This is a genomic window from Nitratireductor lacus, from assembly GCF_056431025.1.
In genome coordinates, this window is record NZ_JBWKMB010000011.1 from 48,632 (window position 1) to 68,989 (window position 20,358).

The 20,358-nt window shown below is 62.0% G+C and carries 20 protein-coding genes; 9 read left to right on the forward strand and 11 right to left on the reverse strand.

Annotated features, from left to right (window positions below):
* Positions 1–16: 16 nt before the first annotated feature.
* The 4 genes from AC07E3_RS11055 (at position 17) to AC07E3_RS11070 (ending at position 3,880) form a co-directional block, all read left to right on the forward strand.
* Positions 17–913 carry a 4-(cytidine 5'-diphospho)-2-C-methyl-D-erythritol kinase gene (locus tag AC07E3_RS11055; RefSeq protein WP_478362000.1) on the forward strand — a complete coding sequence of 299 codons (897 nt, stop codon included), beginning with the start codon at positions 17–19 and terminating at the stop codon, positions 911–913.
* A complete protein-coding gene (gene moaB / locus AC07E3_RS11060) occupies positions 891–1,445 on the forward strand; it encodes a molybdenum cofactor biosynthesis protein B (protein WP_478361884.1) in 555 nt (184 codons plus the stop codon). Before AC07E3_RS11055 ends, moaB begins: the two co-directional genes overlap by 23 nt.
* 323 nt (positions 1,446–1,768) lie before the next feature.
* Positions 1,769–2,923: a PA0069 family radical SAM protein gene (locus tag AC07E3_RS11065; protein WP_478361886.1), complete on the forward strand. Its 1,155-nt coding sequence runs from the start codon at positions 1,769–1,771 to the stop codon at positions 2,921–2,923.
* A 213-nt stretch (positions 2,924–3,136) separates the two neighbouring features.
* Positions 3,137–3,880, forward strand: coding sequence for a ribonuclease HII (locus tag AC07E3_RS11070; protein ID WP_336066144.1), 744 nt, complete (start codon positions 3,137–3,139; stop codon positions 3,878–3,880).
* Here AC07E3_RS11070 and AC07E3_RS11075 read toward each other — a convergent pair.
* Entirely contained in the window at positions 3,806–4,375 is a 570-nt protein-coding gene (locus tag AC07E3_RS11075; RefSeq protein ID WP_478361887.1) for an NnrU family protein, read from the reverse strand. The two genes, AC07E3_RS11070 and AC07E3_RS11075, sit on opposite strands and share 75 nt — an antisense overlap.
* Positions 4,376–4,469: 94 nt before the next feature.
* Between AC07E3_RS11075 and AC07E3_RS11080 the strand changes: the two genes are divergently transcribed.
* The gene (locus tag AC07E3_RS11080; protein WP_336066148.1) at positions 4,470–5,183 is read left to right on the forward strand and encodes a TetR/AcrR family transcriptional regulator; all 714 of its coding nucleotides are present in this window, start codon (positions 4,470–4,472) and stop codon (positions 5,181–5,183) included.
* A 64-nt stretch (positions 5,184–5,247) separates the two neighbouring features.
* On the opposite strand, the gene AC07E3_RS11085 is transcribed toward AC07E3_RS11080, so the two are convergent.
* The 8 genes from AC07E3_RS11085 to AC07E3_RS11120 form a co-directional block, all read right to left on the reverse strand.
* Positions 5,248–5,727, reverse strand: a complete 480-nt coding sequence (locus AC07E3_RS11085) for a F0F1 ATP synthase subunit B (protein ID WP_478361889.1) — start codon at positions 5,725–5,727, stop codon at positions 5,248–5,250.
* Between the two features lie 9 nt (positions 5,728–5,736).
* Entirely contained in the window at positions 5,737–6,318 is a 582-nt protein-coding gene (locus AC07E3_RS11090; protein ID WP_065816111.1) for a F0F1 ATP synthase subunit B, read from the reverse strand.
* A 65-nt stretch (positions 6,319–6,383) separates the two neighbouring features.
* The gene (locus AC07E3_RS11095; RefSeq protein WP_065816112.1) at positions 6,384–6,608 is read right to left on the reverse strand and encodes a F0F1 ATP synthase subunit C; all 225 of its coding nucleotides are present in this window, start codon (positions 6,606–6,608) and stop codon (positions 6,384–6,386) included.
* A gap of 127 nt (positions 6,609–6,735) precedes the next feature.
* A complete protein-coding gene (locus tag AC07E3_RS11100) occupies positions 6,736–7,485 on the reverse strand; it encodes a F0F1 ATP synthase subunit A (protein WP_336066154.1) in 750 nt (249 codons plus the stop codon).
* A gap of 39 nt (positions 7,486–7,524) precedes the next feature.
* Positions 7,525–7,878 carry an AtpZ/AtpI family protein gene (locus AC07E3_RS11105; RefSeq protein ID WP_459439962.1) on the reverse strand — a complete coding sequence of 118 codons (354 nt, stop codon included), beginning with the start codon at positions 7,876–7,878 and terminating at the stop codon, positions 7,525–7,527.
* 245 nt (positions 7,879–8,123) lie between these two features.
* On the reverse strand, positions 8,124–9,308 hold the full coding sequence (locus AC07E3_RS11110; protein ID WP_478361892.1) for a cell wall hydrolase: 1,185 nt from the start codon (positions 9,306–9,308) through the stop codon (positions 8,124–8,126).
* Between the two features lie 171 nt (positions 9,309–9,479).
* Complete coding sequence (gene der / locus AC07E3_RS11115) at positions 9,480–10,910, reverse strand: ribosome biogenesis GTPase Der (RefSeq protein WP_478361894.1); 1,431 nt, start codon at positions 10,908–10,910, stop codon at positions 9,480–9,482.
* Between the two features lie 19 nt (positions 10,911–10,929).
* Positions 10,930–11,595: a tetratricopeptide repeat protein gene (locus AC07E3_RS11120; protein WP_336066161.1), complete on the reverse strand. Its 666-nt coding sequence runs from the start codon at positions 11,593–11,595 to the stop codon at positions 10,930–10,932.
* 215 nt (positions 11,596–11,810) lie between these two features.
* Between AC07E3_RS11120 and AC07E3_RS11125 the strand changes: the two genes are divergently transcribed.
* Positions 11,811–12,800, forward strand: coding sequence for a polysaccharide deacetylase family protein (locus AC07E3_RS11125; protein WP_478362002.1), 990 nt, complete (start codon positions 11,811–11,813; stop codon positions 12,798–12,800).
* Positions 12,801–12,970: 170 nt separating this feature from the next.
* Here AC07E3_RS11125 and AC07E3_RS11130 read toward each other — a convergent pair whose 3' ends face one another.
* The gene (locus tag AC07E3_RS11130; protein WP_065816118.1) at positions 12,971–14,560 is read right to left on the reverse strand and encodes a BCCT family transporter; all 1,590 of its coding nucleotides are present in this window, start codon (positions 14,558–14,560) and stop codon (positions 12,971–12,973) included.
* A 424-nt stretch (positions 14,561–14,984) separates the two neighbouring features.
* On the opposite strand from AC07E3_RS11130, the gene AC07E3_RS11135 reads away from it, so the two are divergent.
* From AC07E3_RS11135 to AC07E3_RS11145, 3 genes are all read left to right on the forward strand, one after another.
* Positions 14,985–15,254 (forward strand): YMGG-like glycine zipper-containing protein, encoded by a 270-nt coding sequence (locus AC07E3_RS11135; RefSeq protein WP_229447620.1) that lies wholly within the window; start codon positions 14,985–14,987, stop codon positions 15,252–15,254.
* Between the two features lie 272 nt (positions 15,255–15,526).
* Entirely contained in the window at positions 15,527–16,492 is a 966-nt protein-coding gene (locus tag AC07E3_RS11140) for a sugar-binding transcriptional regulator (RefSeq protein ID WP_478361898.1), read from the forward strand.
* A 45-nt stretch (positions 16,493–16,537) separates the two neighbouring features.
* Positions 16,538–18,592, forward strand: a complete 2,055-nt coding sequence (locus AC07E3_RS11145) for a bifunctional aldolase/short-chain dehydrogenase (protein WP_478361900.1) — start codon at positions 16,538–16,540, stop codon at positions 18,590–18,592.
* A gap of 689 nt (positions 18,593–19,281) precedes the next feature.
* Here the strand turns inward: AC07E3_RS11145 and AC07E3_RS11150 are convergent.
* Positions 19,282–20,337: a substrate-binding domain-containing protein gene (locus tag AC07E3_RS11150; RefSeq protein ID WP_336066171.1), complete on the reverse strand. Its 1,056-nt coding sequence runs from the start codon at positions 20,335–20,337 to the stop codon at positions 19,282–19,284.
* Between the last annotated feature and the right edge of the window lie 21 nt (positions 20,338–20,358).

Here is a 20,358-nt window from a genome sequence, read left to right on the forward strand (position 1 = left end):
TAGAAGCATGCAAAGCATGATCGCCCCCGCCAAGGTGAATCTGGCGTTGCACGTCACCGGACGGCGCGTCGACGGCTATCATCTGCTGGACAGCCTTGTCGCCTTTTCCAGCCATGGCGACCTGCTCGAGGTGGAAGACGGGGCGGAAGACGATTTCTTCGTTTCCGGCCACTTCGCCGCACATGTCCCGATCGGCGAGACCAATCTTGTCACCCGTGCCCGCGATCTTCTGCGTGAAACATTCGGGGAGAGAGCCCACGCACCCGTCCATCTGCACCTTGAAAAGAACCTGCCCGTCGCCTCCGGCATCGGTGGCGGCTCGGCCGATGCGGCTGCCGCGCTCAGGCTTCTCGTCCACCACTGGCAGATCGACATCGAGGAGGTCGCGCTCGCCAAGCTCGGCCTCAGTCTTGGCGCGGATGTCCCCATGTGCCTGTCCTCGAGACCGCTCCTTGCGCGCGGCATTGGCGATGCGCTTGAGGAACTGCCGCATTTCCCCGCCCTGCCGCTTGTTCTGGTGAACCCCAACATCCCGCTCTCCACGCCCGAGGTGTTTTCCAGGCTTGAGCGGCGCGACAATCCCCCCCTTTCGCCCCTCGGCGCATTCACCGACACGGTCTCTGCCGCCCATTGGCTGAAGGAGGCGCGCAATGATCTTGAAGAACCTGCCTGTCAGCTCGTGCCACAGATCGAGGATGCGCGCGATGCGCTGAGGCGAGCCGGTGCGCTTTTCGCCCGCATGTCGGGCTCCGGCGCCACTTGCTTCGGCGTCTTTTCCACCCGGCCCGAGGCTGATCAGGCAGCGGCCCTTCTTGAAGAGCGCCATCCCGACTGGTTTGTCCTCGCCACCGAAACGCGCTCCCCCGTTCCCACGCAAGCCGAGCACGACCATGTCCACTACGCCCGTGCGTGAATTCATCCCCGTCCGCTTCGCGGTGCTGACCGTTTCCGACACGCGCGGCCTTGAGGACGACCGCTCCGGCCAGACCCTGGCCGATCGCATCGAAGCTGCCGGCCACACGCTCGCCGACCGAAAGATCGTCGCAGACGATATCGAAGCCATCCAGATGGCCGTCAAACTGTGGTGTGCCGATCCCGGCGTCGATGCCGTCATCACCACGGGCGGCACCGGCTTCACCGGGCGCGACGTGACGCCAGAGGCGCTGGAACCGCTGTTCGACAAGCGCATGGACGGGTTTTCGCAGGTCTTCCACCGCATCTCATACGAAAAAATCGGTACCTCCACCGTCCAGTCGCGCGCCACCGCAGGGCTTATCGACCAAACCTTCGTCTTCGTGTTGCCGGGCTCCACCGGCGCCTGCCGCGACGCCTGGGACGGTATCCTGAAAGACCAGTTCGACTACCGGCACATGCCGTGCAATTTCGTGGAAATCATGCCGCGCCTTGCCGAGCATCTGAAACGCGGCGGCCGCAAGTCCGCATGATCCCTTCCTGAGCTTGAAAACCTGAAGCATTTTGCAGTCAGGTGGAATCACCTGACGTCCGCACAAATGCGGAAAAACAGACAGATAGAGCGGAGCAGCGTTTCCGTGAAACGGTGAACCGCTCTGAAGACTGCGGCACCGTCCCCGCGCCCCCTTTTGCACGCCTGTGGAAAACTCGCGCGCCTCGATTCTGCCAAAAGTTCTTGCTTTGTTCTCGTTCTTCGAATAGGAATAGATTCATCGGCAGCGACGCTGATTCTGCTTTCGGCTTTAGTCCCCGCGTACTGGAAAGCCAGCGAAATCGCTCAGTCATGGAGCAAGCCATGGAACAGATTGTGAGAGCAGATGCAGCCGCCTTCGATGGCGGCGGGGCCGCGATGGCCAACACGGTGATCGACCGGTCGGGCATTCGCATCGATTCCGAGCGTCGCCGGGGCCGGGCCGCGGGCATCAACCCGTCCGGCCGCTATGAACCGGTCTCCCGTCATGTCTTTGACGATGGCTGGGGTTCGCTTGAGGAATTGCCGCCCTTCAAGACCGAGGTCCAGGTGGAGAGGCCGCGCACCATCATCACGCGCAACACCTCGCCCGACATCTCCTTTGACCGGTCCATCAATCCCTATCGCGGCTGCGAACATGGCTGCGTCTACTGTTTTGCACGTCCCACCCATGCCTATATGGGTCTGTCGGCGGGGCTCGACTTCGAGGCGAAGCTCTTTGCCAAGCCGGATGCCGCCCGGCTTCTGGAACGCGAGATTTCCAAACCGGGTTATCAGCCGCGCACCATCGCCATCGGCACCAACACCGATCCCTACCAGCCCATCGAGAAGAAATACCGCATCATGCGCGAGATTCTCGAAGTGCTTGAGGCGCACGGACACCCGGTCGGCATCGTCACCAAGTCGGCGCTCGTCATGCGCGACATGGATATCCTCTCCCGGATGGCCGAACAGGGGCTGGCGAAGGTGGCGCTTTCCATCACGACGCTCGACCGCAAGCTTGCCCGCACCATGGAGCCGCGCGCGGCAACGCCCCCGCGACGTCTGGAGACCGTGCGGGCGCTGAGTGAAGCCGGCATCCCGACATCGGTGATGATGGGGCCTGTCATTCCCGGCATCACCGATTGCGAGATAGAACGCATCCTGGAATCGGCGGCCACTGCCGGCGCGCGCGAGGCGGGCTATATCATCCTGCGCCTGCCGCTCGAGGTCAGCCCCATTTTCAAGGAGTGGCTTCTGCGCCATGCACCCGACCGTTATCGCCACGTCCTGTCCCTGATCCGCTCCATGCGCGGCGGCAAGGATTACGACGCCGAATGGGGCAAGCGGATGAAGGGCACCGGCCCTTATGCCTGGCAGATCGGCCGGCGCTTCGAGATCGCGGCAAAGCGGCTCGGGCTCAACCAGGAAAAACGCAGGCTGAGAACGGACCTGTTCAGGCAGCCGCAGCCGGGAGGCGAACAGCTCATGCTGCTTTGACAGCGCCCTGCCCGATCCGCCTCCTGCTTCGGCATCGCAGATCGACGCATCGGAGCGGCACCCTGTTTCCGTAAAACGGCGCCGTTTCCGACAGCACACCCTTCCCGTCCGGCTTGCATCCCCGTAGCCGACGGAAGCTTCCCGGCCCATCCGCCCCCTCGTTGCCGGGAGGCCCTTGCGGAGAATCGGAAGCGATGCGAGCATCGCCGCATCATGGCTCGCACGCGTTCCGATTCTCCCACTCTTTTCGACCTGCCCGTTCGTCCCGACTTCCAGATGGAGGCCGGCCTTCTGCGCGAGGGGCTTGCTCCCGTGGCAGGGCTCGACGAGGCGGGACGCGGTCCGCTGGCAGGCCCTGTTGTCGCCGCCGCCGTCATTCTCGATGCAAACCGCCTTCCTGAGGGGCTGGACGATTCCAAGCGGCTTTCCGCCGAGGCGCGCGACAGGCTCTTCGAAGCCATCATCGAGATGGCCGTCAGCGTCTCCGTCGCGTCCCTTAGCGCTGCGAGCATCGACGGATCCGATATCCTGCGCGCCAGCCTTGAGGCCATGCGCCGCGCAGCGGCCGGGCTTTGCGTCACGCCGCTCTTTGCACTGGCCGATGGCCGCGATGTGCCGCCGGGGCTGTGCTGCCCGGCGCGTGCCGTGGTGAAGGGCGATCAGCGCAGCCAGTCCATCGCCGCTGCCTCCATCGTCGCCAAGGTGACGCGGGACCGCATGATGACGCGTGCGGGCGGTGTGACACCGGCCTACGGTTTCGAGGCGCATATGGGCTACGGCACCAAGCGCCACCGCTCCGCCATAACGGAGCATGGCGCGGTATCGCGCCTGCACCGGATGAGCTTCGCCCCGCTGCGCGATCTTGGACCGTCGCTACCCGCCTCAGAGAGGCGAAACACCGATCAGCCACTGGTGGAGGCCGGCGACAAACAGGCCATAGATCGCCAGTCCGCCTAGAACGGCAACCGCATCCCCCGTCCACCCGACAGGCTGCCTGACCTTGCCGCTGCCGGGCCGGTTCGCAGCCGAAATCCAGTCGATTGCCGCCCAGACGGCGAAGCCGCCGAAAAGCGCCAGATCCACCAGCGTTCCGTTCGCCATGAGATGAGCGAGGCCCCACAGAGCGGTCGCCAGCAGCATGGGATGGCCGACAGTCATACGAATTCGGCTCGGCACATAGGCGGCGATGAGCAGGGGAAAGACGGGCAGAAGGAGAACAAGCGCCAGATGGCGCAGCGATACAGGCGGTGCGTAAACCAGCGTCGGGTCCATACGCGCCAGGCCATAACCCCAGACAATCAGCACCAGCCCGACAAGCGAGACCCCGGTGTATGTGAGAAGCCACGCGCGTTCGCCATTGCTTGCCATCATCTGCGTGCGGAAGCCCGGCGCTACGATCCGTAAGGAATGGACCGCCAGGAAGAGGACAAGCCCGGTCACGAGCAACGACATGGGGGTCTCCGTTTGCATATCAATCTATAGTTAGATACTATAACTAAAATTAGAAGCTATAGCGATGCAAATGAAATCTGCAGCGAGAGTAGAAGTGCCAAGCCGAAAGGAGGCTCAACGCGCTGCCACCTTGCGCGAGATCCATACAATCGCGCGAGACCTGCTTGTTCATGACGGAAGCAGTGCGGTCACCATCAACGCGATCGCGCGCCAAATGGGCATGAGCGGCCCGGCTCTCTATCGCTATTATCCGAGCCAGGCGGCTCTGATTGAAGCACTGCGCGCGCAGTTTTTCGAGGAGTTGATCGCTTTCATGCGGGCGGCAGGCGAGCAGCCAGGGGCCGATACGCCGGGCCGTCGTCTGAATGCCATTTGCCGGGCGCTGCGCCATTGGGCGCTCGCGCATTCAGCCGAGTTCGGCTGGCTGTTCGCAGACCCCGTAGCTGCCAGTCGGGCTGCCGCACTTCCGCATGACGCGCATCAGGCATCCCCCGGTGCGTTTGGGCAGGTATTCCTCGAACAGGTCGCCGCAATCTGGCACACGCAAAGGTTTCCCATCCCGGACCTCGACGACATGCCGACCACGCAGGTCGAGCAGCTCATCGCGTTCAGCAGCCGTATCGACGGCCTTCTTCCGCCCGATGCGGCGCATATCTTTTTAAAATGCTGGATCAGGCTCTACGGTCATCTGTGCATGGAAGTCTTTCAGCAGGTCGCCTTTGCCTACACCGACATGGAGCCCTCCTTCGAGGAATGCCTGAGCGAGCTCTGTGCGCTGCTTGATGTGCCCTATGAGCCGCCGGTCTGAGGCCCAATAAAAAACGCCGCCGGAAACCGGCGGCGTTTCAAAATATCAAGCTTTCGAAAGCTCGTCAGTTCAACTTCGACTTCACGTCCTGAATCGATGCCTTGAAAAGCTCTCCGCCGGTCTTGGCGTCGACCTTGTCAGCCAGAATGCTGCGGGCCGCTTCAACGGCGAGATCCACGGCACTTGCGCGCACCTCGTTTACCGCGTCCTGCTCGGCCTGCACGATTTTTTGCTCGGCAAGGACCGTTCGGCGGGCGACATACTCGTCCGTCTTCTGCTTGGCTTCCTTAACGATAAGCTCGGCCTCGTGCTTGGCAGCGCTGACAATGTCCTGCGCTTCCTGCTCGGCTTCCTGCCGCTTGCGCTGATACTCGGCGAGCAGCTGCTGCGCGTCCTCACGCAGCTTGCGCGCCTCGTCCAGTTCGTTGCGGATGCGTTCGGCACGCCCGTCGAGCGCGCCGTTGATCATGCCGGGCACCTTGAAATAGGCAAGGACCCCCAGGAAGATGATCAGGGCAACAAACGCCCAGAATGTCGCGTCCATGGCCCTCTCCTATTGCTTCACGGACTTGACGGCGGCTTTCGCCGCAGTCTTGTCGAGCTGGCCGCCGACCAGTTCCTGGACGATGGACGCTGCCGTGTCCTCGGCAATCGTACCCACGTCCTTCATGGCCGTTTCCTTGATCGAGGCGATGCGCTTTTCGGCCTCATCGAGCTTGGCGTCGAGCTGCTTCTCGATCTCACGACGTTCCGCGTCCGCTTCCGCCTTGGCGGCGTCACGGGCTTCCTGGCCGATGACATTGGCCTTCTTGCGGGCGTCAGCCAGTTCCTGCTCATAGGCAGCAACAGCCTCGTCCGCCTCTTCCTTCATCCGCGCCGCCTGGTCGAGATCCTGCGCAATGCGGTCGCGCCGCACTTCCAGGATACCGCCGATGCGCGGCAGCACGACGCGCTTCAGGAACAGGTAGAACAGCCCGAAGGTAATCGCCAGCCACAGGATCTGCGATGGAAATGTGGACGAATCGAAAGGCGGGAAGCCGGCCTCGTGTGCGCCGTCAGACGCCACGCCGGTTTCCGAATGGGTCGCTTCCGCGGCGTCTTGCGCCGAGGCTGCGAATGCCGATGCCACAAACATTGTCTACCTCTTTTAAAACCGGCCGGACGCCCGAGAGCGGCCGGCCACGCACACGAAAGGCGCGCTTAGGTGAAGAGGAGGAGCAGGGCGATGAGCAGCGAGAAGATGCCGAGAGCTTCCGTAACGGCGAAGCCGAAGATCAGGCGGCCGAACTGGCCGTCTGCTGCCGACGGGTTGCGCAGGGCGCCCGAAAGATAGCTGCCGAAGATGTTGCCGAGGCCAAGTGCTGCACCGGCCATGCCGAAACAAGCGATACCGGCGCCGATGGCCTTTGCTGCTTCTACTTCCATTTTAAAACTCCTTGTGATCGCGGATTTGCGTGTTTTCTTCAGACTTGGCGGAAACCGCCGGTGAAACCTGTTTTCCTCTGACCGACCCTTGAGGCCAGTACGAAGCCAGACTTTTCAAACCTCTTGATCAGTGGCCCGGATGGACGGCATCGTTCAGATACATGCAGGTCAGAACGGCAAAGACGTAGGCCTGCATGAAGGCGACGAGGAACTCGAGACCGGTGATCGCCACGGTCATGATCAGCGGCAGAATGGCACCGGCCACACCGGCCGCGCCAAGCGCGCTCATGGAGGTGACGAAGCCGGCAAAAACCTTGAGCGTGATGTGTCCCGCCAGCATGTTTGCAAAGAGGCGGACCGAAAGGCTGACCGGACGCGACAGGAACGAGACAATCTCGATCAGCACCACCAGCGGCACGACGATGCCCGGCACGCCCTGCGGCACGAAAAGCCTGAGGAAGCCGAAACCGTGCTTCCAGAAACCATAGACGACAACCGTTCCGATCACCAGAAGCGCGAGCGCGAAGGTGACGATGATGTGGCTGGTCACTGTAAAGAAGTAAGGGAAGAGACCGAGCAGGTTGGCCATCAGGACGAACATGAAGATCGAGAACACGAACGGGAAGAACCGCATCCCGTGCGAGCCCGCCGAATCTCTCAGCATGGAAGCCACAAACTCGTAGCTCATCTCCGAGATCGACTGCAGGCGGCCAGGCACCAGGCCACGGCTCGACGTCGTCAGGAACAGAAAAGCCCCGGCGGCGACCACCGTCGCAACCATGAAGGCGGACGAGTTCGTAAAGGAGAAATCCAGTCCGCCGACCTCAATGGGAATCCACTTGGAGATCTGGAACTGATGGATCGGATCGTTGGCCACCTGGCCCCCCTCACTTCTGGTCTGGCGCCCGGGCGCCGTTCACTTCTTCTCAGGATCCCGCCCGTCATCCGATGAGCGGATCCCAAATTCAGCAACAAGTCCCGCCGAACGCAGGACATTGAGAACACCTGCCCCAAAACCGAGGAGCAGGAAAATGATCAGTCCCCAGGGAGACGTACCGGCAAAATGGTCGATGAACCATCCAAGAGCAGCGCCGACACCCACGCCGGCAATAAACTCGCTGGACAGTCTGAGCGCCTGCGCGGCACCCGCCATATCGCCCTTCGTCTTCCCCTCACCGCCGTCCTGCTTCGCCGGTCGTCTTTCCGCGAGAGCCTTCTCCAGATCGGCGCGCCGGCGCTCCAGGTCGTCCGGCTGATCCTTGTCGGCCACCGCAATCTCCGTACCGGGTTTGCTGGTCAGCGGCTATCCGCTTGAAAGTCGCGCGCAACATAGTGAGCGCCCACGCCCCAGTCAAGCCGCTGTCGACGCCATTCACAAAGACGAAAATACGTTAAAAAACAACTGTATAAGAAGATGCGACAATGCGCGCAGCGGCAAATGGCACGATGAAAACGGGAATCGCGGCAGGTCCTGCCGCTTTTCAACCCGTCAATTGGGCGATTTCGCCGCCCCCGTCAGTTCCAGCCACCGCCATAGGTGCGGTAGAAAATGTGCTGGCCGATCTTCTTCATGCGCTGCATGGCGCCGGCCCAGCGCGGATGCACATAGGTCGCATGATAGTGCGTGGAGGAGCCTACTTCGGGCAGCCAGATCTTGCCGGCGGTCGTGGCCATCGCCACTTCCTGCGCGGTCTTGAAGTGGCCCGGGCTCTTCACACGGTCGCGGATTCCGTCACAGGCGAATGAAAACTGGCAGCGATTCCGCCACTTCTCGTTCTGGTAGACGACGCCGCAGATGGTGTTCGGATAGGTGGGATTGCGTACGCGGTTCAGGATCACCTGCGCCACGGCGGCCTGCCCCTTCACGGATTCGCCCCGCGCTTCGAAATAGATGCCGGCGGCAAGGCACTGCTGCTCCCTGTCGGAGAAAACCGCCTCCGGAAGCGGCTCGCGCGCCCAGGGGTGATCCTTTGCGCCGACCGGCGGAATGAAACGGCCACCCGCCGGGTCTTCCTCTCGCAGAATGCTTGCGAACGGCGAGGCCTTTGCATAATCGGGCTTCTGCGGCGCATAGGCCGTTGCAAGAATGTCCGGCTGATCATTGTTGACGAGTTCGGCAATCGCGCGCGGCAGGGCCGGATCGGCCTTCCTGTCCTTTTTCATGTAGAAAGCGGACGCGATACGCACCTCCTCACCCTTGATGTCGGGATCGACAAAGGCCATCAGCTTCTGGTCGGGCTTCGGTTTTTCGAGAAGAAAGCTTGTCTTTTCAAAGATTGTGCCGGCTTCAAAGAGTTTCGGTGGCTGCACGGGCACGACCTGCACGAGACGCCCGGTCTTCTCTGCACGGTTGATGCGGTCTTCGTCCGGCGTGGTTCCGGTGAACCCTTTCTTGCCGCGAAAGGCGATCTTGCCGATGCCGGGTGCAGCGATTCCGGAACCGGAAATGCTGCCTGTCTTCAGGTCGCCATCAACAAATGGCATCTCTGCCTGGTGGATCGAACCGGCGACCGATTTCTCCACGAAAGCCGCCCAGCGCGGCCCGGTGCCTTCTTCTCCTGAGACGAGCCCGGCCATGTCCTGATGCGCGACAATGCCCGGAAATCCGATCCAGAACCCCAGCGCCACCAAAGCTAGTGCCAGAAAGGAACGCGATTCATCAACCGCCTTGCGCGGTACTCTTCCACTCCGACGAAGCACCCACACTCTCCGCTACGCAACTCAACCCAATTTCCAAAACCATATTTGGTTAACCTTGATTACTGGTTAACGGGCCATCCAAAGGGCCCATCTGACGGCCAGGACAAAGCAAAACGGGCCCTGCAATGCAAAGCCCGTCACGCTCACGATGGAAATCCGGATACCGCGCCGTCAGCGGCGTTTCTTGGCTCGCCCCGCATAGGGATTGTCCGAGGTGCGCAGCGCCACGCGGATCGGCACGCCGTAGAGATTGAACGTCTCGCGCAGGCCGTTCATGAGATAGCGTACATAGGATTGCGGCATCGCCTCGGGCCGGGAGCAGGAGACCACAAAGCCCGGCGGGCGCGTCTTGATCTGCGTTATGTACTTGACCTTGAGCCGGCGTCCGGCCACGGCCGGCGGCGGATGCTGCCCCGTCGCGCCTTCCAGCCACCGGTTGAGACGGCCGGTTGAGATGCGGCTGTTCCAGGTGCGATGGGTCTTTTCCACCGCTTCCATAAGCTTGTCGAAGCCGCGCCCGGTCTCCGCAGAAATTGGAACGGCCTGCAGCCCGCGCACCTGTGGCAGAAGCCGCGCCGTCTTCTCATGCAGTTCGGCGAGCGTTTCCTGCCGGTCCTCGATCAGATCCCATTTGTTGAAGGCGATGACCGGCGCCCTGCCCTCGCGGATGATCAGATCGGCGATCTGCAGGTCCTGTTTCTCGAACGGGATGGTCGCGTCGAAGACCACGATCACCACTTCGGCAAAACGCACCGCGCGCAGCCCGTCGGATACGGAAAGTTTTTCCAGCTTTTCCTGCACGCGCGCCTTGCGGCGCATGCCGGCCGTGTCGAACAGCTTGATCTTGCGGCCACGCCACTGCCAGTCGACGGAAATCGAATCGCGCGTGATGCCGGCTTCGGGGCCCGTCAGCATGCGTTCCTCGCCGAGAAGCGCGTTGATCAGCGTCGACTTGCCGACATTGGGACGCCCTACAATGGCGATCCGCAACGGTCTGGACGAATCGTAAACCGCCTCTTCTTCCGAATCGGGCTCGATGTCCTCGCCGACAGTGATTTCATCCGTCGTGAGAACGGCCTCTTCCGGCTCTTCCGCCAGTGCCCGGTCCTCGCCGAGCGCCTCGACGATGGCGTCACGCAGGTCGGACATGCCGAGACCGTGTTCCGCCGAAACCTCGACCGGATCGCCCAGCCCCAGTTCCCATGCGTCAAGAACCCCGCTGCGGGCGGCATTCACGTCCATCTTGTTGGCGACGAGGACGACCGGCTTGCCGCTGCGGCGCAGAAGATTGGCGAAGGTCGCATCGTCAGGCATCACACCGGCGCGGGCATCGATCATGAAAAGCGCAATGTCGGCCTCGTCGATCGCCTGCTCCGTCTGGGCGCGCATGCGGCCTTCCAGCGTCGGTGCGGCGGCGCTTTCCAGACCGGCCGTGTCGATCACCTCGAATTTGAGGTCCTGAAGGCGGGCAGGATGCGAGCGGCGGTCGCGCGTCACGCCCGGCGTGTCATCGACAATGGCCAAGCGTCGGCCGGCAAGCCGGTTGAACAGGGTCGATTTGCCGACATTCGGCCGGCCGATGATTGCAAGCTTGAAGGCCATGGCGGCTTACCGGTTCCGGCTATTCGGCCGGGCTCGAGCCGAGAATCAGCTCGATCATCATTTCGGCACGCTGGCGCGTGTTGCGGGGTGCCTCGGCATCGCCGGAAATCTGCTGGAAGAGCTGCAGCGCGTCGTCACGCCTTCCCTCTTTCCATGCGGAGAGCCCGAGCGCTTCGCGCGCAGTGTGGCGCAGCGCGTTGCCGTCAGCCGTCAGCGTTTCAACCCGCGCGGAGACGTCCGTATAGGAACCGTGATCCACCAGCAGAAGCCCGGAGCGCAGGCGGGCGATGTCGGCGATCACATCGGTCACGGACCTGTCCGCGGCAATCGCATCGAAGGCAGCGACAGCCCCTTCGGTATCGCCATCGGCGGCCAGAACCGTGGCAGCGCGCATGCGCGCCAGAAGCGGATAGGAGCCGTAACCGCCCTCTTCCAGTTCCTTGAACGCGGCCAGCGCTTCGTCGTTCTCGCCCTGGCGGGCCAGTTCCAGTGCCTGGGAAAAGGCATCGCCCGAGGCGTTTGCGCGCGAGGAGGTCCAGCGCTCATAGCCGACATAGCCTGCGGTCGCGACCACGAGCAGCACGGCGGCACCAATAGCAATGGGCCCGAAACGACGCCAAAGAGATTTGAACTGATCCTGGCGGAGCTCTTCGTTGACTTCGCGAATGAAACTGTCGTCGGACATATGCGACCCATGTCTGGCGGGAATTTCCCGCGCTTTTCCGGTTCCGGGCTTTTTAGACTAAATTTGCCGCCATGGAAGGGGGGGCCGCCATTTCGTCCCGATTCTGTTGATTTGAAGTCAACATCAGCCGCAGCGCAACGGTGCTGCTTTCCAAACTCGGCCATATTTGGGCGGTAACGCTGCCCGCTTCGATTTGCATACTGGATTGCCCGATGATGCTCAAATTTCTCTGCGCCGGCGCGACCGCGCTGGCGTTGACAGGTTCCTGTTTTGCCGGCGACGCCGCGAAAGCGCAGAAGCCGCAATATGTGATCATTTCCTTCGATGGGGCCCTGCACCTGGAACAGTGGGAGCGCAGTCGCGCGCTCGGCCAGAAGACCGGTGCCCGCTTCACCTATTTTCTGTCCTGCGTTTATCTGCTCTCGCCCGAAACGCGCAAAGCCTACGAGGCCCCCGGCATGCCGCGCGGGCGCTCGAATGTGGGAAGCGGCTATTCACGCGAGGATGTCGAGGGCCGGCTCGGCCAGATCTGGACCGCCCGTTCCGAAGGACACGAAGTGGCAAGCCATGGCTGTGGGCATTTCGACGGGAAGAACTGGAGCACCGACGACTGGGCGCAGGAATTCGACCAGTTCACGACGATTGTCGCCGATGCGTGGAAACTGAACGGGATCGATGGAGAACCCCGGGGCTGGCAGGATTTCGCGCGCAGGGAAATTCGCGGTTTCAGGGCACCGTATCTGTCCACAAACAAGGGGCTTTTCAAGACACTCGAGAAAGCGGGCTTCGCCTATGACGCGAGCACCGTTTCACGCGGCCCTGTCCTGCCCAGAACACGCAATGGCGTCGCGCATTTCTCGCTTCCGCTGATACCGGAGGGACCGCGCGACAGACAGATCATCGCCATGGACTACAATCTCTATGTGCGCCATTCCGGCGGCAAGGAGAAGCCGGAGGCTGCTGCCTCCTTTGAGCAGCGAACCTATGATGCCTTCATGGCCACCTTCGAGAAAGAGTATGCCGGACGTCGCACACCCTTCCAGCTCGGCTTTCATTTTACCCTGATGAACGATGGCGCCTACTGGAACGCGCTGGAGCGTTTCGCAGAAGACGTCTGTATCATGGAAGATGTGAAATGCGTGAGCTATCGCGACTACCTGGCAGCGGTCTCCAAAGCCGGCACACCCGCTCAGGGCGGAACCTGACTGAATCAAAGAGCCCCGGCAGGTCCATGCCGGGGCCCTTTGTACGTTCAGATGGACGCACGGCGATCTAGAGCATCGGACCGAAAAGTGGAAACCGGTTTTCGGTTTATTCCGATGCTCCATCAATCGTCTAGATCGTCCTTTGTGCGTCCGGATGGACGCACGGCGATCTAGTTCCCGCTTGCCCTTTCATGCCGCAGCGCCTTGAAGGTGGCGTAGAGCATGACCATCAGAAGGATGGCGAACGGGAAGCCCGTTGCAATCGCACCGGCCTGAAGCGCGGCCAGCCCGCCACCGAGCAGAAGCACGATCGCGACCAGGCCCTCGAAAAGCGCCCAGAAGACACGCTGCGCCACCGGAGCATCGATCTTGCCGCCGGCGGTGATCGTGTCGATCACCAGCGAACCGGAATCCGACGACGTCACGAAGAAGACAACCACCAGAATGATGCCGATCAGTGAGCTGATACCGGCCAGCGGCAGATCAGCCAGCATCGCGAACAGCGAAAGTTCCGGTACATAATCCACCACCGTCTGCTGAACGCCCGTATAGCCTTCCGCAAGGAACTGGTTCATCGCCGTGCCGCCGAACGTGGTCATCCAGAGGATCGAAACCAGTGTCGGAATGATGAGTACGCAGACGATGAACTCACGCACCGTGCGCCCCTTCGAAACGCGGGCGATGAACATGCCCACGAAGGGCGACCAGGAAATCCACCACGCCCAGTAGAACGTGGTCCAGCCATGCATGAAGCCTGTGTCTTCACGACCGATCCAGTTCGACAGTTCGGGCAGCTCCTTCACATAGGACCATGTGTTGGAGAAAAAGCCGGTGATGATCGCCAGTGTCGGGCCAAAGATAATGACGAACAGCAGAAGAAGGATGGCGAGCACCATGTTGATCTCGGAAAGGCGCTTCACGCCGGCATCCAGCCCCGCCACCACGGAAACCAGTGCTACACAGGTGATGCCCATGATGAGCAGAACCTTGATCGTGTCCGTGTTCGGAACACCATAAAGCTCGTTCAACCCGGCAAGGGCCTGCGAGGCGCCAAAGCCGAGGGAAGTTGCAAGACCAAAGAGCGTTGCGAAGACGGCCATAATGTCGATCAAGTGACCGGGCCAGCCGCGCACCCGTTCGCCCAGAATCGGGTAGAACGCCGAACGGATGGATAGCGGCAGCCCCTTGTTGTAGGCGGCAAGCGACAGCGAAAGTGCCAGAACGGCATAAATCGCCCAGGGATGCAGCCCCCAATGGAAGATGGTCGCCGCCATGCCCATTTCACGGGCTGCCGGCACCGCGCTCGCGACGAGCTCGCCATCGGCAAGCGGCGCCTCGAGGCCGAGCGGCGGGTTGTTGAAATGATACATTGGTTCGAGAACGCCGAAGAACATCAGACCGATGCCCATGCCAGCGGCGAAGAGCATGGCAAACCAGCCGGAATAGGAATATTCGGGCACCGCATCCTTGCCGCCCAGCCGAACCTTGCCAAGGGGGGTCAGCGCGACCACGATGCAGAACAGCACAAACAGATTGGCCGACAGCATGAACACCCAGTCGAAGGTCGAGGTCAGCCAGACCCGAAGACCGCCCAGAACGTCGCCCGCTGCATCGCGAAAAATCAGTGTCACGATCACGAAAGCGACAATCAGCACGGCGGAAACGAAGAAAACGGGGTTATGAACGTCGAGACCAAGCAGACGAATATTGTCCTGCCCCGGTTCAAGCCCGTGGTCCTCCTCAATGATTTCATTTGACATGTCTCACTCCATTTCTGTCCGAGAGCTGGAAGCGAACGACAGAATGGCCACCCGTCCCCGGAACACTCCTCCACACATTGAAGGGTGGCCCAAAAACGCCATCGCACATTGTCTGTATGCGACTTCGACCGTGTGGATTGAGACCAGGGTCGGGCAAATAGAAGGCAGATGGAACCCCATCAAGCCAAATTTCTGCCCAGAAAAAGCCAAAATCTGCACTTCGCGATGAAATTCGCGTTGATTTCAGTGGTCTAACTCACACAAGAAGACGAGAAATAGACACAAACTGCGCTTGTCTAACGGAGTTTTGCCGGATTTCATGTCCATGCTATATCGCTATAGGGACATCATTATTCGGACGGCTACAGACGGAACCAAATCAGTGTCTGCGGCTTATGAACAAGGAACCAATTGGAGAGGATCCATGAAAAAGTCACTTCTTCTCGTACCAGCACTGCTTCTCGGTGTCGCGGCCTGCACACCCACCGAGCAGGGCGCTGCTTTCGGTGGCGCCAGCGGCGCGGCCATCGGCGCGCTCGCCTCGGGCAACAAGGTTGAGGGTGCCATCATCGGCGGCGCCATCGGCACCGTGGCCGGCGCCCTCGTCGGTCGCGCATCAGAAAACAGCAACCGCTGCATCTACCGCGACGAATACGGCCGTCGCTACGAGGCACGCTGCCCGCGCGGTTACTGATCGCCCGGCAGCGCAGGCCGCGCTGCCCGACGTCACAAAACATGGCGAAGGCCGGGATGTATCCGCATCCCGGCCTTTCTCATGCCTGCATCCCGATCGAGCCGGCCAGCCACCTCATCCTGGTCGGCGAGCCGCGCCACAATGGCACCGCCTCCCCGACCTCTCGCGTCTTCCCGCTCCCCCGATCTCCCGCTCCCCGAGCCTGCCCCTTCTTCCCGACGGTGAATTGACTTTTGTCAATCGCCGTGAATAATGTCGAAAGGAGGCGCGGAATGGCTTATCGTCCTGCAGAGCAGATCATACACAAGGCCGCCTGGCTTTATTATACGCATGGCCTGCGTCAGGACGAAGTCGCGCGGCGGCTGAACATTTCGCGCGCGTCGGTGGCGCTTTACCTGCGCAAGGCGCGCGAGGCCGGCATCGTCAACATCTCCACCTCCACGCATCTTTTCAGTGGCGAGCGCCTTGCGCGCCAGATGGAGGATGCCTTTGATCTGGAGACCGTTTGGCTCGTGGGTGAGGATTCTCTCTCGCCCTCGCCTGCCGCCGAAATCCCGACCCTGGCTGCCAATGTCTTTCTCGAAATGGTCGAGAATGGCGATCGCGTCTGCGTGGCGTGGGGACGCACCGTCTACGACATCGCCGACGCGATGAGCTATGCCGACCGCGAGGGGGTCACGGTCGTGGAAATGTGCGGCAATCTCGGCTCGCCCTATGCCTATCGCCCCGACCAGTGCACGATGGAAATCGCCCGGCGGCTGAACGCCAAGGGTCTGAACTTCTATGCGCCTCTCGTGCTCCGCACCGAGGAACTCGCGCGCGCCCTGCGCGAAGAGCCCGTCATCCGCGAGCAGCTCGACGGCATCGGCGCATGCGATCTGGCGCTGTTCACGGTCGGCGCGCTCGATACCGACAGCCATGTCATCAAATGCGGTGCTCTCAGCGTGGCCGAGCTTGAGCGACTGAAAGCGATGGGCGCGACCGGCGTCATCGCCGGGCAGATCATCACCGCCGACGGCACGCTGCTCGACTGCGACTACAACCGGCGCATGATCTCGGGCGATTTCGACGCCATCCGCGCCATACCGAAGCGCCTGATGGTGGTTCAGGAAGACGAGAAGTTCGAGCCCCTGCAGGCCGCCATCGCCGGCCGTTTCTTCACCCATCTGGTGACCACGTCATCCATGGCGACGAAGCTTCTGAAGCATCACATCGCCAGTGAACCCACGCCGGCCTGATCCACGCCGGCAAGCGCAACCCTTCAAGACACGTACAGGACAGACATGCAGAACCTCTGGAAAGACAGCGAAGCCGAAAAGCTCGTCGAGCACTACGCCGCAAAGGGCGTCGACCGCGATCTGGCGCTGCGCGTCTATACGACCCGACTTCTGGGCGGCGAGCCGCGCCTTGTCCTGCATGGCGGCGGCAACACCTCGCTGAAAAGCAAAGCCACCGACATTCTGGGCCGCGAGTATGATGTTCTGTGCGTCAAGGGCAGCGGCTGGGACATGGGCGTGATCGAGCCGCAGGGCCTGCCTGCCGTCAAGATGGACGCGCTCCTTGCCGCCCGCAAGCTCGATGCCCTGGCTGATGAAGACATGGTCGCCATGCAGCGCGCCAACCTCATCGATCCGGGCTCTCCGAACCCGTCCATCGAGACCCTTCTGCACGCCTTCCTCCCGCACAAATTCGTCGACCACACCCACTCGACCGCCATCCTCGCGCTGGTCGATCAGAAGGATTCCGAAGCGCTCTGCAAAAAGGTCTTCGGCGACCGGCTCGGCTTCGTGCCCTACATCAAGCCGGGCTTCGACCTCGCCAAGGAAGCAGCCGACATCTACGACAAGTACCCGTCCGTCGAAGGCCTGATCCTCGACAAGCACGGCATCTTCACCTTCGCCGAAGACGCGAAGACCGCCTACGATCTCATGATCGAGTTCGTTACCATGGCCGAGGATTACGTCGCCAAGCACGGCAAGGCTCCCTTCAAGCCGGTGGCGCTTCCCAAGGAACTCGCCACGCCGTCCGAGATCATGCCCTATCTGCGCGGCGCGATCGCCATTGACGAGGGCGAGGGCAAATATGGCCGCATGGTCTGCGACTTCCGCACCTCACCGAAAATCCTCGATTATGTGAACGCCGACACGGCCGAAGAGCTCGCCACACACGGCGTCTCGACGCCGGACCTTTCGATCCGCATCAAGACCGGCCCCATGGTTCTGCCCGCACCGGAGGCTGGCAAGCTCGATGACTATGGCAAGGTGATCCGCGAAAAGGTCGCCGAGTTCTCGGCCCGCTACAAGGACTATTTCGAGACCAACAACGCTGCCGACGATGTCGAGCGCACCATGCTCGACACCATGCCGCGCCTGACACTGGTGCGCGGTCTCGGCCTCATCGGCCATGGCCGCAGCATGAAGGAGGCGAAGATCGCCGCCGATGTGGGCGAGATGCTGGTGGAAGCGGTCACCGGTGCCGAGGCCATCGGCTCCTTCCACCCGCTGGCGCTGTCTGACCTCTTCGAGCTGGAATACTGGTCGCTTGAGCAGGCCAAGCTCGCCTCCAACAAGCCCAAGCCGCTTTCCGGCCAGGTCACGCTGGTCACCGGCGGCGCGGGCGCCATCGGTGCCGCCACGGCAAAACTTTTCGCATCGCAGGGTTCCCATGTGGTCGTCGTCGACATGCATGCCGACAAGGCCGAAGAGATCGCGAAATCAATCGGCAATGCCGCCATCGGCATCGGTGCCGACGTGACCGACGCCACCGCCGTTCGCGCCGCCTTCGACAAGGCGCGCGATGTGTTCGGCGGTGTCGACATCGTCGTTTCCAATGCGGGTGCCGCATGGGAAGGCAAGATCGGCGATCTGGAAGACGCCACGCTGCGCCAGAGCTTTGAGCTCAACTTCTTCGCCCATCAGAGTGTGGCGCAGAATGCGGTGCGCCTCTTCAAACAGCAGGGCACGGGCGGCGTGCTGCTCTTCAACGCCTCCAAGCAGGCGGTCAATCCGGGTGCGAATTTCGGCGCCTATGGCCTGCCCAAGGCGGCAACGCTGTTCCTCTCGCGCCAATATGCTCTGGACTACGGCTCCATCGGCGTGCGCTCCAACGCCGTCAACGCCGACCGCATCCGCTCGGGCCTCCTGACCAACGAGATGATCGCCAACCGCTCCACCGCGCGCGGCGTCTCGGAGAAGGATTATATGGGCGGCAATCTTCTCGGCCTCGAGGTCCGCGCCGAGGACGTGGCGCAGGCCTTCCTGAACCACGCCCTTGCCGAACGCACCACCGCCGACGTCACCACCGTCGACGGCGGCAATATCGCGGCAGCACTGCGCTGATATAGAGAAACCCGGCAGGCCCCTCATCCGCCTGCCGGCACCTTCTCCCCGTGAACGGGGAGAAGGAGGAAGCTTCGATTTTCACTCCTTCAAGTGCAACGTTGAAACAGCTCCACCACCCTCTCCGCACTTTCCTTCTCCCCGCCAGCGGGGAGAAGGTGCCGGCAGGCGGATGAGGGGCGAGCGCCAACACTGCAAAGATCGCCCCTCCATTCCGCCCTCGCCCTTCGACAAGCTCAGGATGAGGGCTCTCGTTGCCACGTCACCACGAGCCACGTTCCCCCATCAAGCCGCACCCCGTTTCCCTGCCCTTTCCCTCATCCTGAGCTTGTCGAAGGGCCGAGGGAAAGGGCACGCACCATCATCTCCGCGCAAAACAAAAAGGGGCGACCCGAAAGCCGCCCTCACCGATCCATTCTCGCACGACATTGGGCCCGCGCAACATCCCACCCACCCTGCCGTAAGAGCGCTGACGTACGAGCATTGACCATGCCGGCATGGCCCCTCGGGTCGGGGCCCGAGGGTGACGAAAAGCAGAAGCAGCGGCGTCAATCTCGAACGCCGACGATTTGCATCGCCCCCACCCCCAATTCGTCATACCCGGCCCCCGAGCCGGGTATCCATGCCTGAACGGCAAAACAAAAAGGGCGACCCGAAAGCCGCCCTCGTCGATCCATTCTAGCGCTGCCTCAGTCGCGCGCAGGCAGCGGCATCCAGTCCGGCACCGCCACATCGGCATGGGCAAACTGCGGCATCTTCGCCGAGAGGTCGTCCATGTTTTTGATGTCGCCATCGTTCAGCGCCTGCTGGGTGATCAGCGTCGGCGGGACGATCACGCTCTTGCCCGGCTCCTCGCCGGCCAGAAGCATGGCGAGCGCGCGCACCGAAACCTCGCCCACAACGGCGGGGTTGGTGGCAGCCGTCGCAACCCAGGCGCTACCCGGCTCGCGCATGGCCGAAATGTCAGCCGTCGAAACATCCGCCGAATAGATCTTGATGCTGTCGGAAAGACCCGCCTCGTCCACGGCGATCTTCACGCCCTTGGCGAATTCGTCATAGGGCGCGAACATGACCTGAATGTCCGGGTTCGCCGTCACCACCGAGCGCGCCTGATTGGCGACCGAATTGGCGATGGGATTGTCGAGCGTGCCGAACTGCGCCACTTCCTCGATGCCCGAATATTTCTCCTTGAACTCGCGCCAGGTCTCGTCGCGGCGGTCGAGCGGCGCGATGCCGGCCACATAGACATAGCCCGCCTTCCACGCTTCGCCATTGTCGGCAACGGCCTGCTCCAGCGCCAGACGCGCCAGATCCCGGTCGGACTGTTCGATCTGCGGGATCGCGTCATTCTCGACATTCACGTCGAAGGCCACGACCTTGATGCCCGCATCGACGGCGCGCTGGGCGGCTTCCTTCATGGATTCTGTCAGGCCGTGCTGGATGATGATGCCATCAACACCAAGCGCAATCGCCTGATCCACCATGTCGGCCTGAAGGGCTGCGTCCTGCCGGCTGTCGAGCACGCGCAGGTTCACACCCAGCGCCTCAGCCTGCTTTTCCACGCCCGAAAGATAGGCCTGGAAGAAGTCGCCCGTGGAAAGATAGCGCACCAGCGCAATCTCCACATCGCCCGGATTGTCGAATGGCGCGGGCTTGTCCTGCGCGCCGGCGGCTGCCGGCAGAAGCATGGTCGCGCCGGCCAGCGCCACGGCCATCTTGCCCAGAAGTCTGCGTGAAATTTCCATACTCTTTCTCCTCCACTGCCT

Coding starts and splice junctions, on each gene's coding strand:
- AC07E3_RS11130 (WP_065816118.1), bottom strand. CDS start 14,560: ATGTCAAATGAAATCATTGAGGAGGACCACGGGCTTGAACCGGGGCAG.
- AC07E3_RS11150 (WP_336066171.1), bottom strand. CDS start 20,337: ATGGAAATTTCACGCAGACTTCTGGGCAAGATGGCCGTGGCGCTGGCC.
- AC07E3_RS11095 (WP_065816112.1), bottom strand. CDS start 6,608: ATGGAAGTAGAAGCAGCAAAGGCCATCGGCGCCGGTATCGCTTGTTTC.
- AC07E3_RS11065 (WP_478361886.1), top strand. CDS start 1,769: ATGGAACAGATTGTGAGAGCAGATGCAGCCGCCTTCGATGGCGGCGGG.
- der (WP_478361894.1), bottom strand. CDS start 10,910: ATGGCCTTCAAGCTTGCAATCATCGGCCGGCCGAATGTCGGCAAATCG.
- AC07E3_RS11120 (WP_336066161.1), bottom strand. CDS start 11,595: ATGTCCGACGACAGTTTCATTCGCGAAGTCAACGAAGAGCTCCGCCAG.
- AC07E3_RS11145 (WP_478361900.1), top strand. CDS start 16,538: ATGCAGAACCTCTGGAAAGACAGCGAAGCCGAAAAGCTCGTCGAGCAC.
- AC07E3_RS11070 (WP_336066144.1), top strand. CDS start 3,137: ATGGCTCGCACGCGTTCCGATTCTCCCACTCTTTTCGACCTGCCCGTT.
- AC07E3_RS11055 (WP_478362000.1), top strand. CDS start 17: ATGATCGCCCCCGCCAAGGTGAATCTGGCGTTGCACGTCACCGGACGG.
- AC07E3_RS11140 (WP_478361898.1), top strand. CDS start 15,527: ATGGCTTATCGTCCTGCAGAGCAGATCATACACAAGGCCGCCTGGCTT.
- moaB (WP_478361884.1), top strand. CDS start 891: ATGTCCACTACGCCCGTGCGTGAATTCATCCCCGTCCGCTTCGCGGTG.
- AC07E3_RS11125 (WP_478362002.1), top strand. CDS start 11,811: ATGCTCAAATTTCTCTGCGCCGGCGCGACCGCGCTGGCGTTGACAGGT.
- AC07E3_RS11135 (WP_229447620.1), top strand. CDS start 14,985: ATGAAAAAGTCACTTCTTCTCGTACCAGCACTGCTTCTCGGTGTCGCG.
- AC07E3_RS11085 (WP_478361889.1), bottom strand. CDS start 5,727: ATGGACGCGACATTCTGGGCGTTTGTTGCCCTGATCATCTTCCTGGGG.
- AC07E3_RS11075 (WP_478361887.1), bottom strand. CDS start 4,375: ATGTCGTTGCTCGTGACCGGGCTTGTCCTCTTCCTGGCGGTCCATTCC.
- AC07E3_RS11090 (WP_065816111.1), bottom strand. CDS start 6,318: ATGTTTGTGGCATCGGCATTCGCAGCCTCGGCGCAAGACGCCGCGGAA.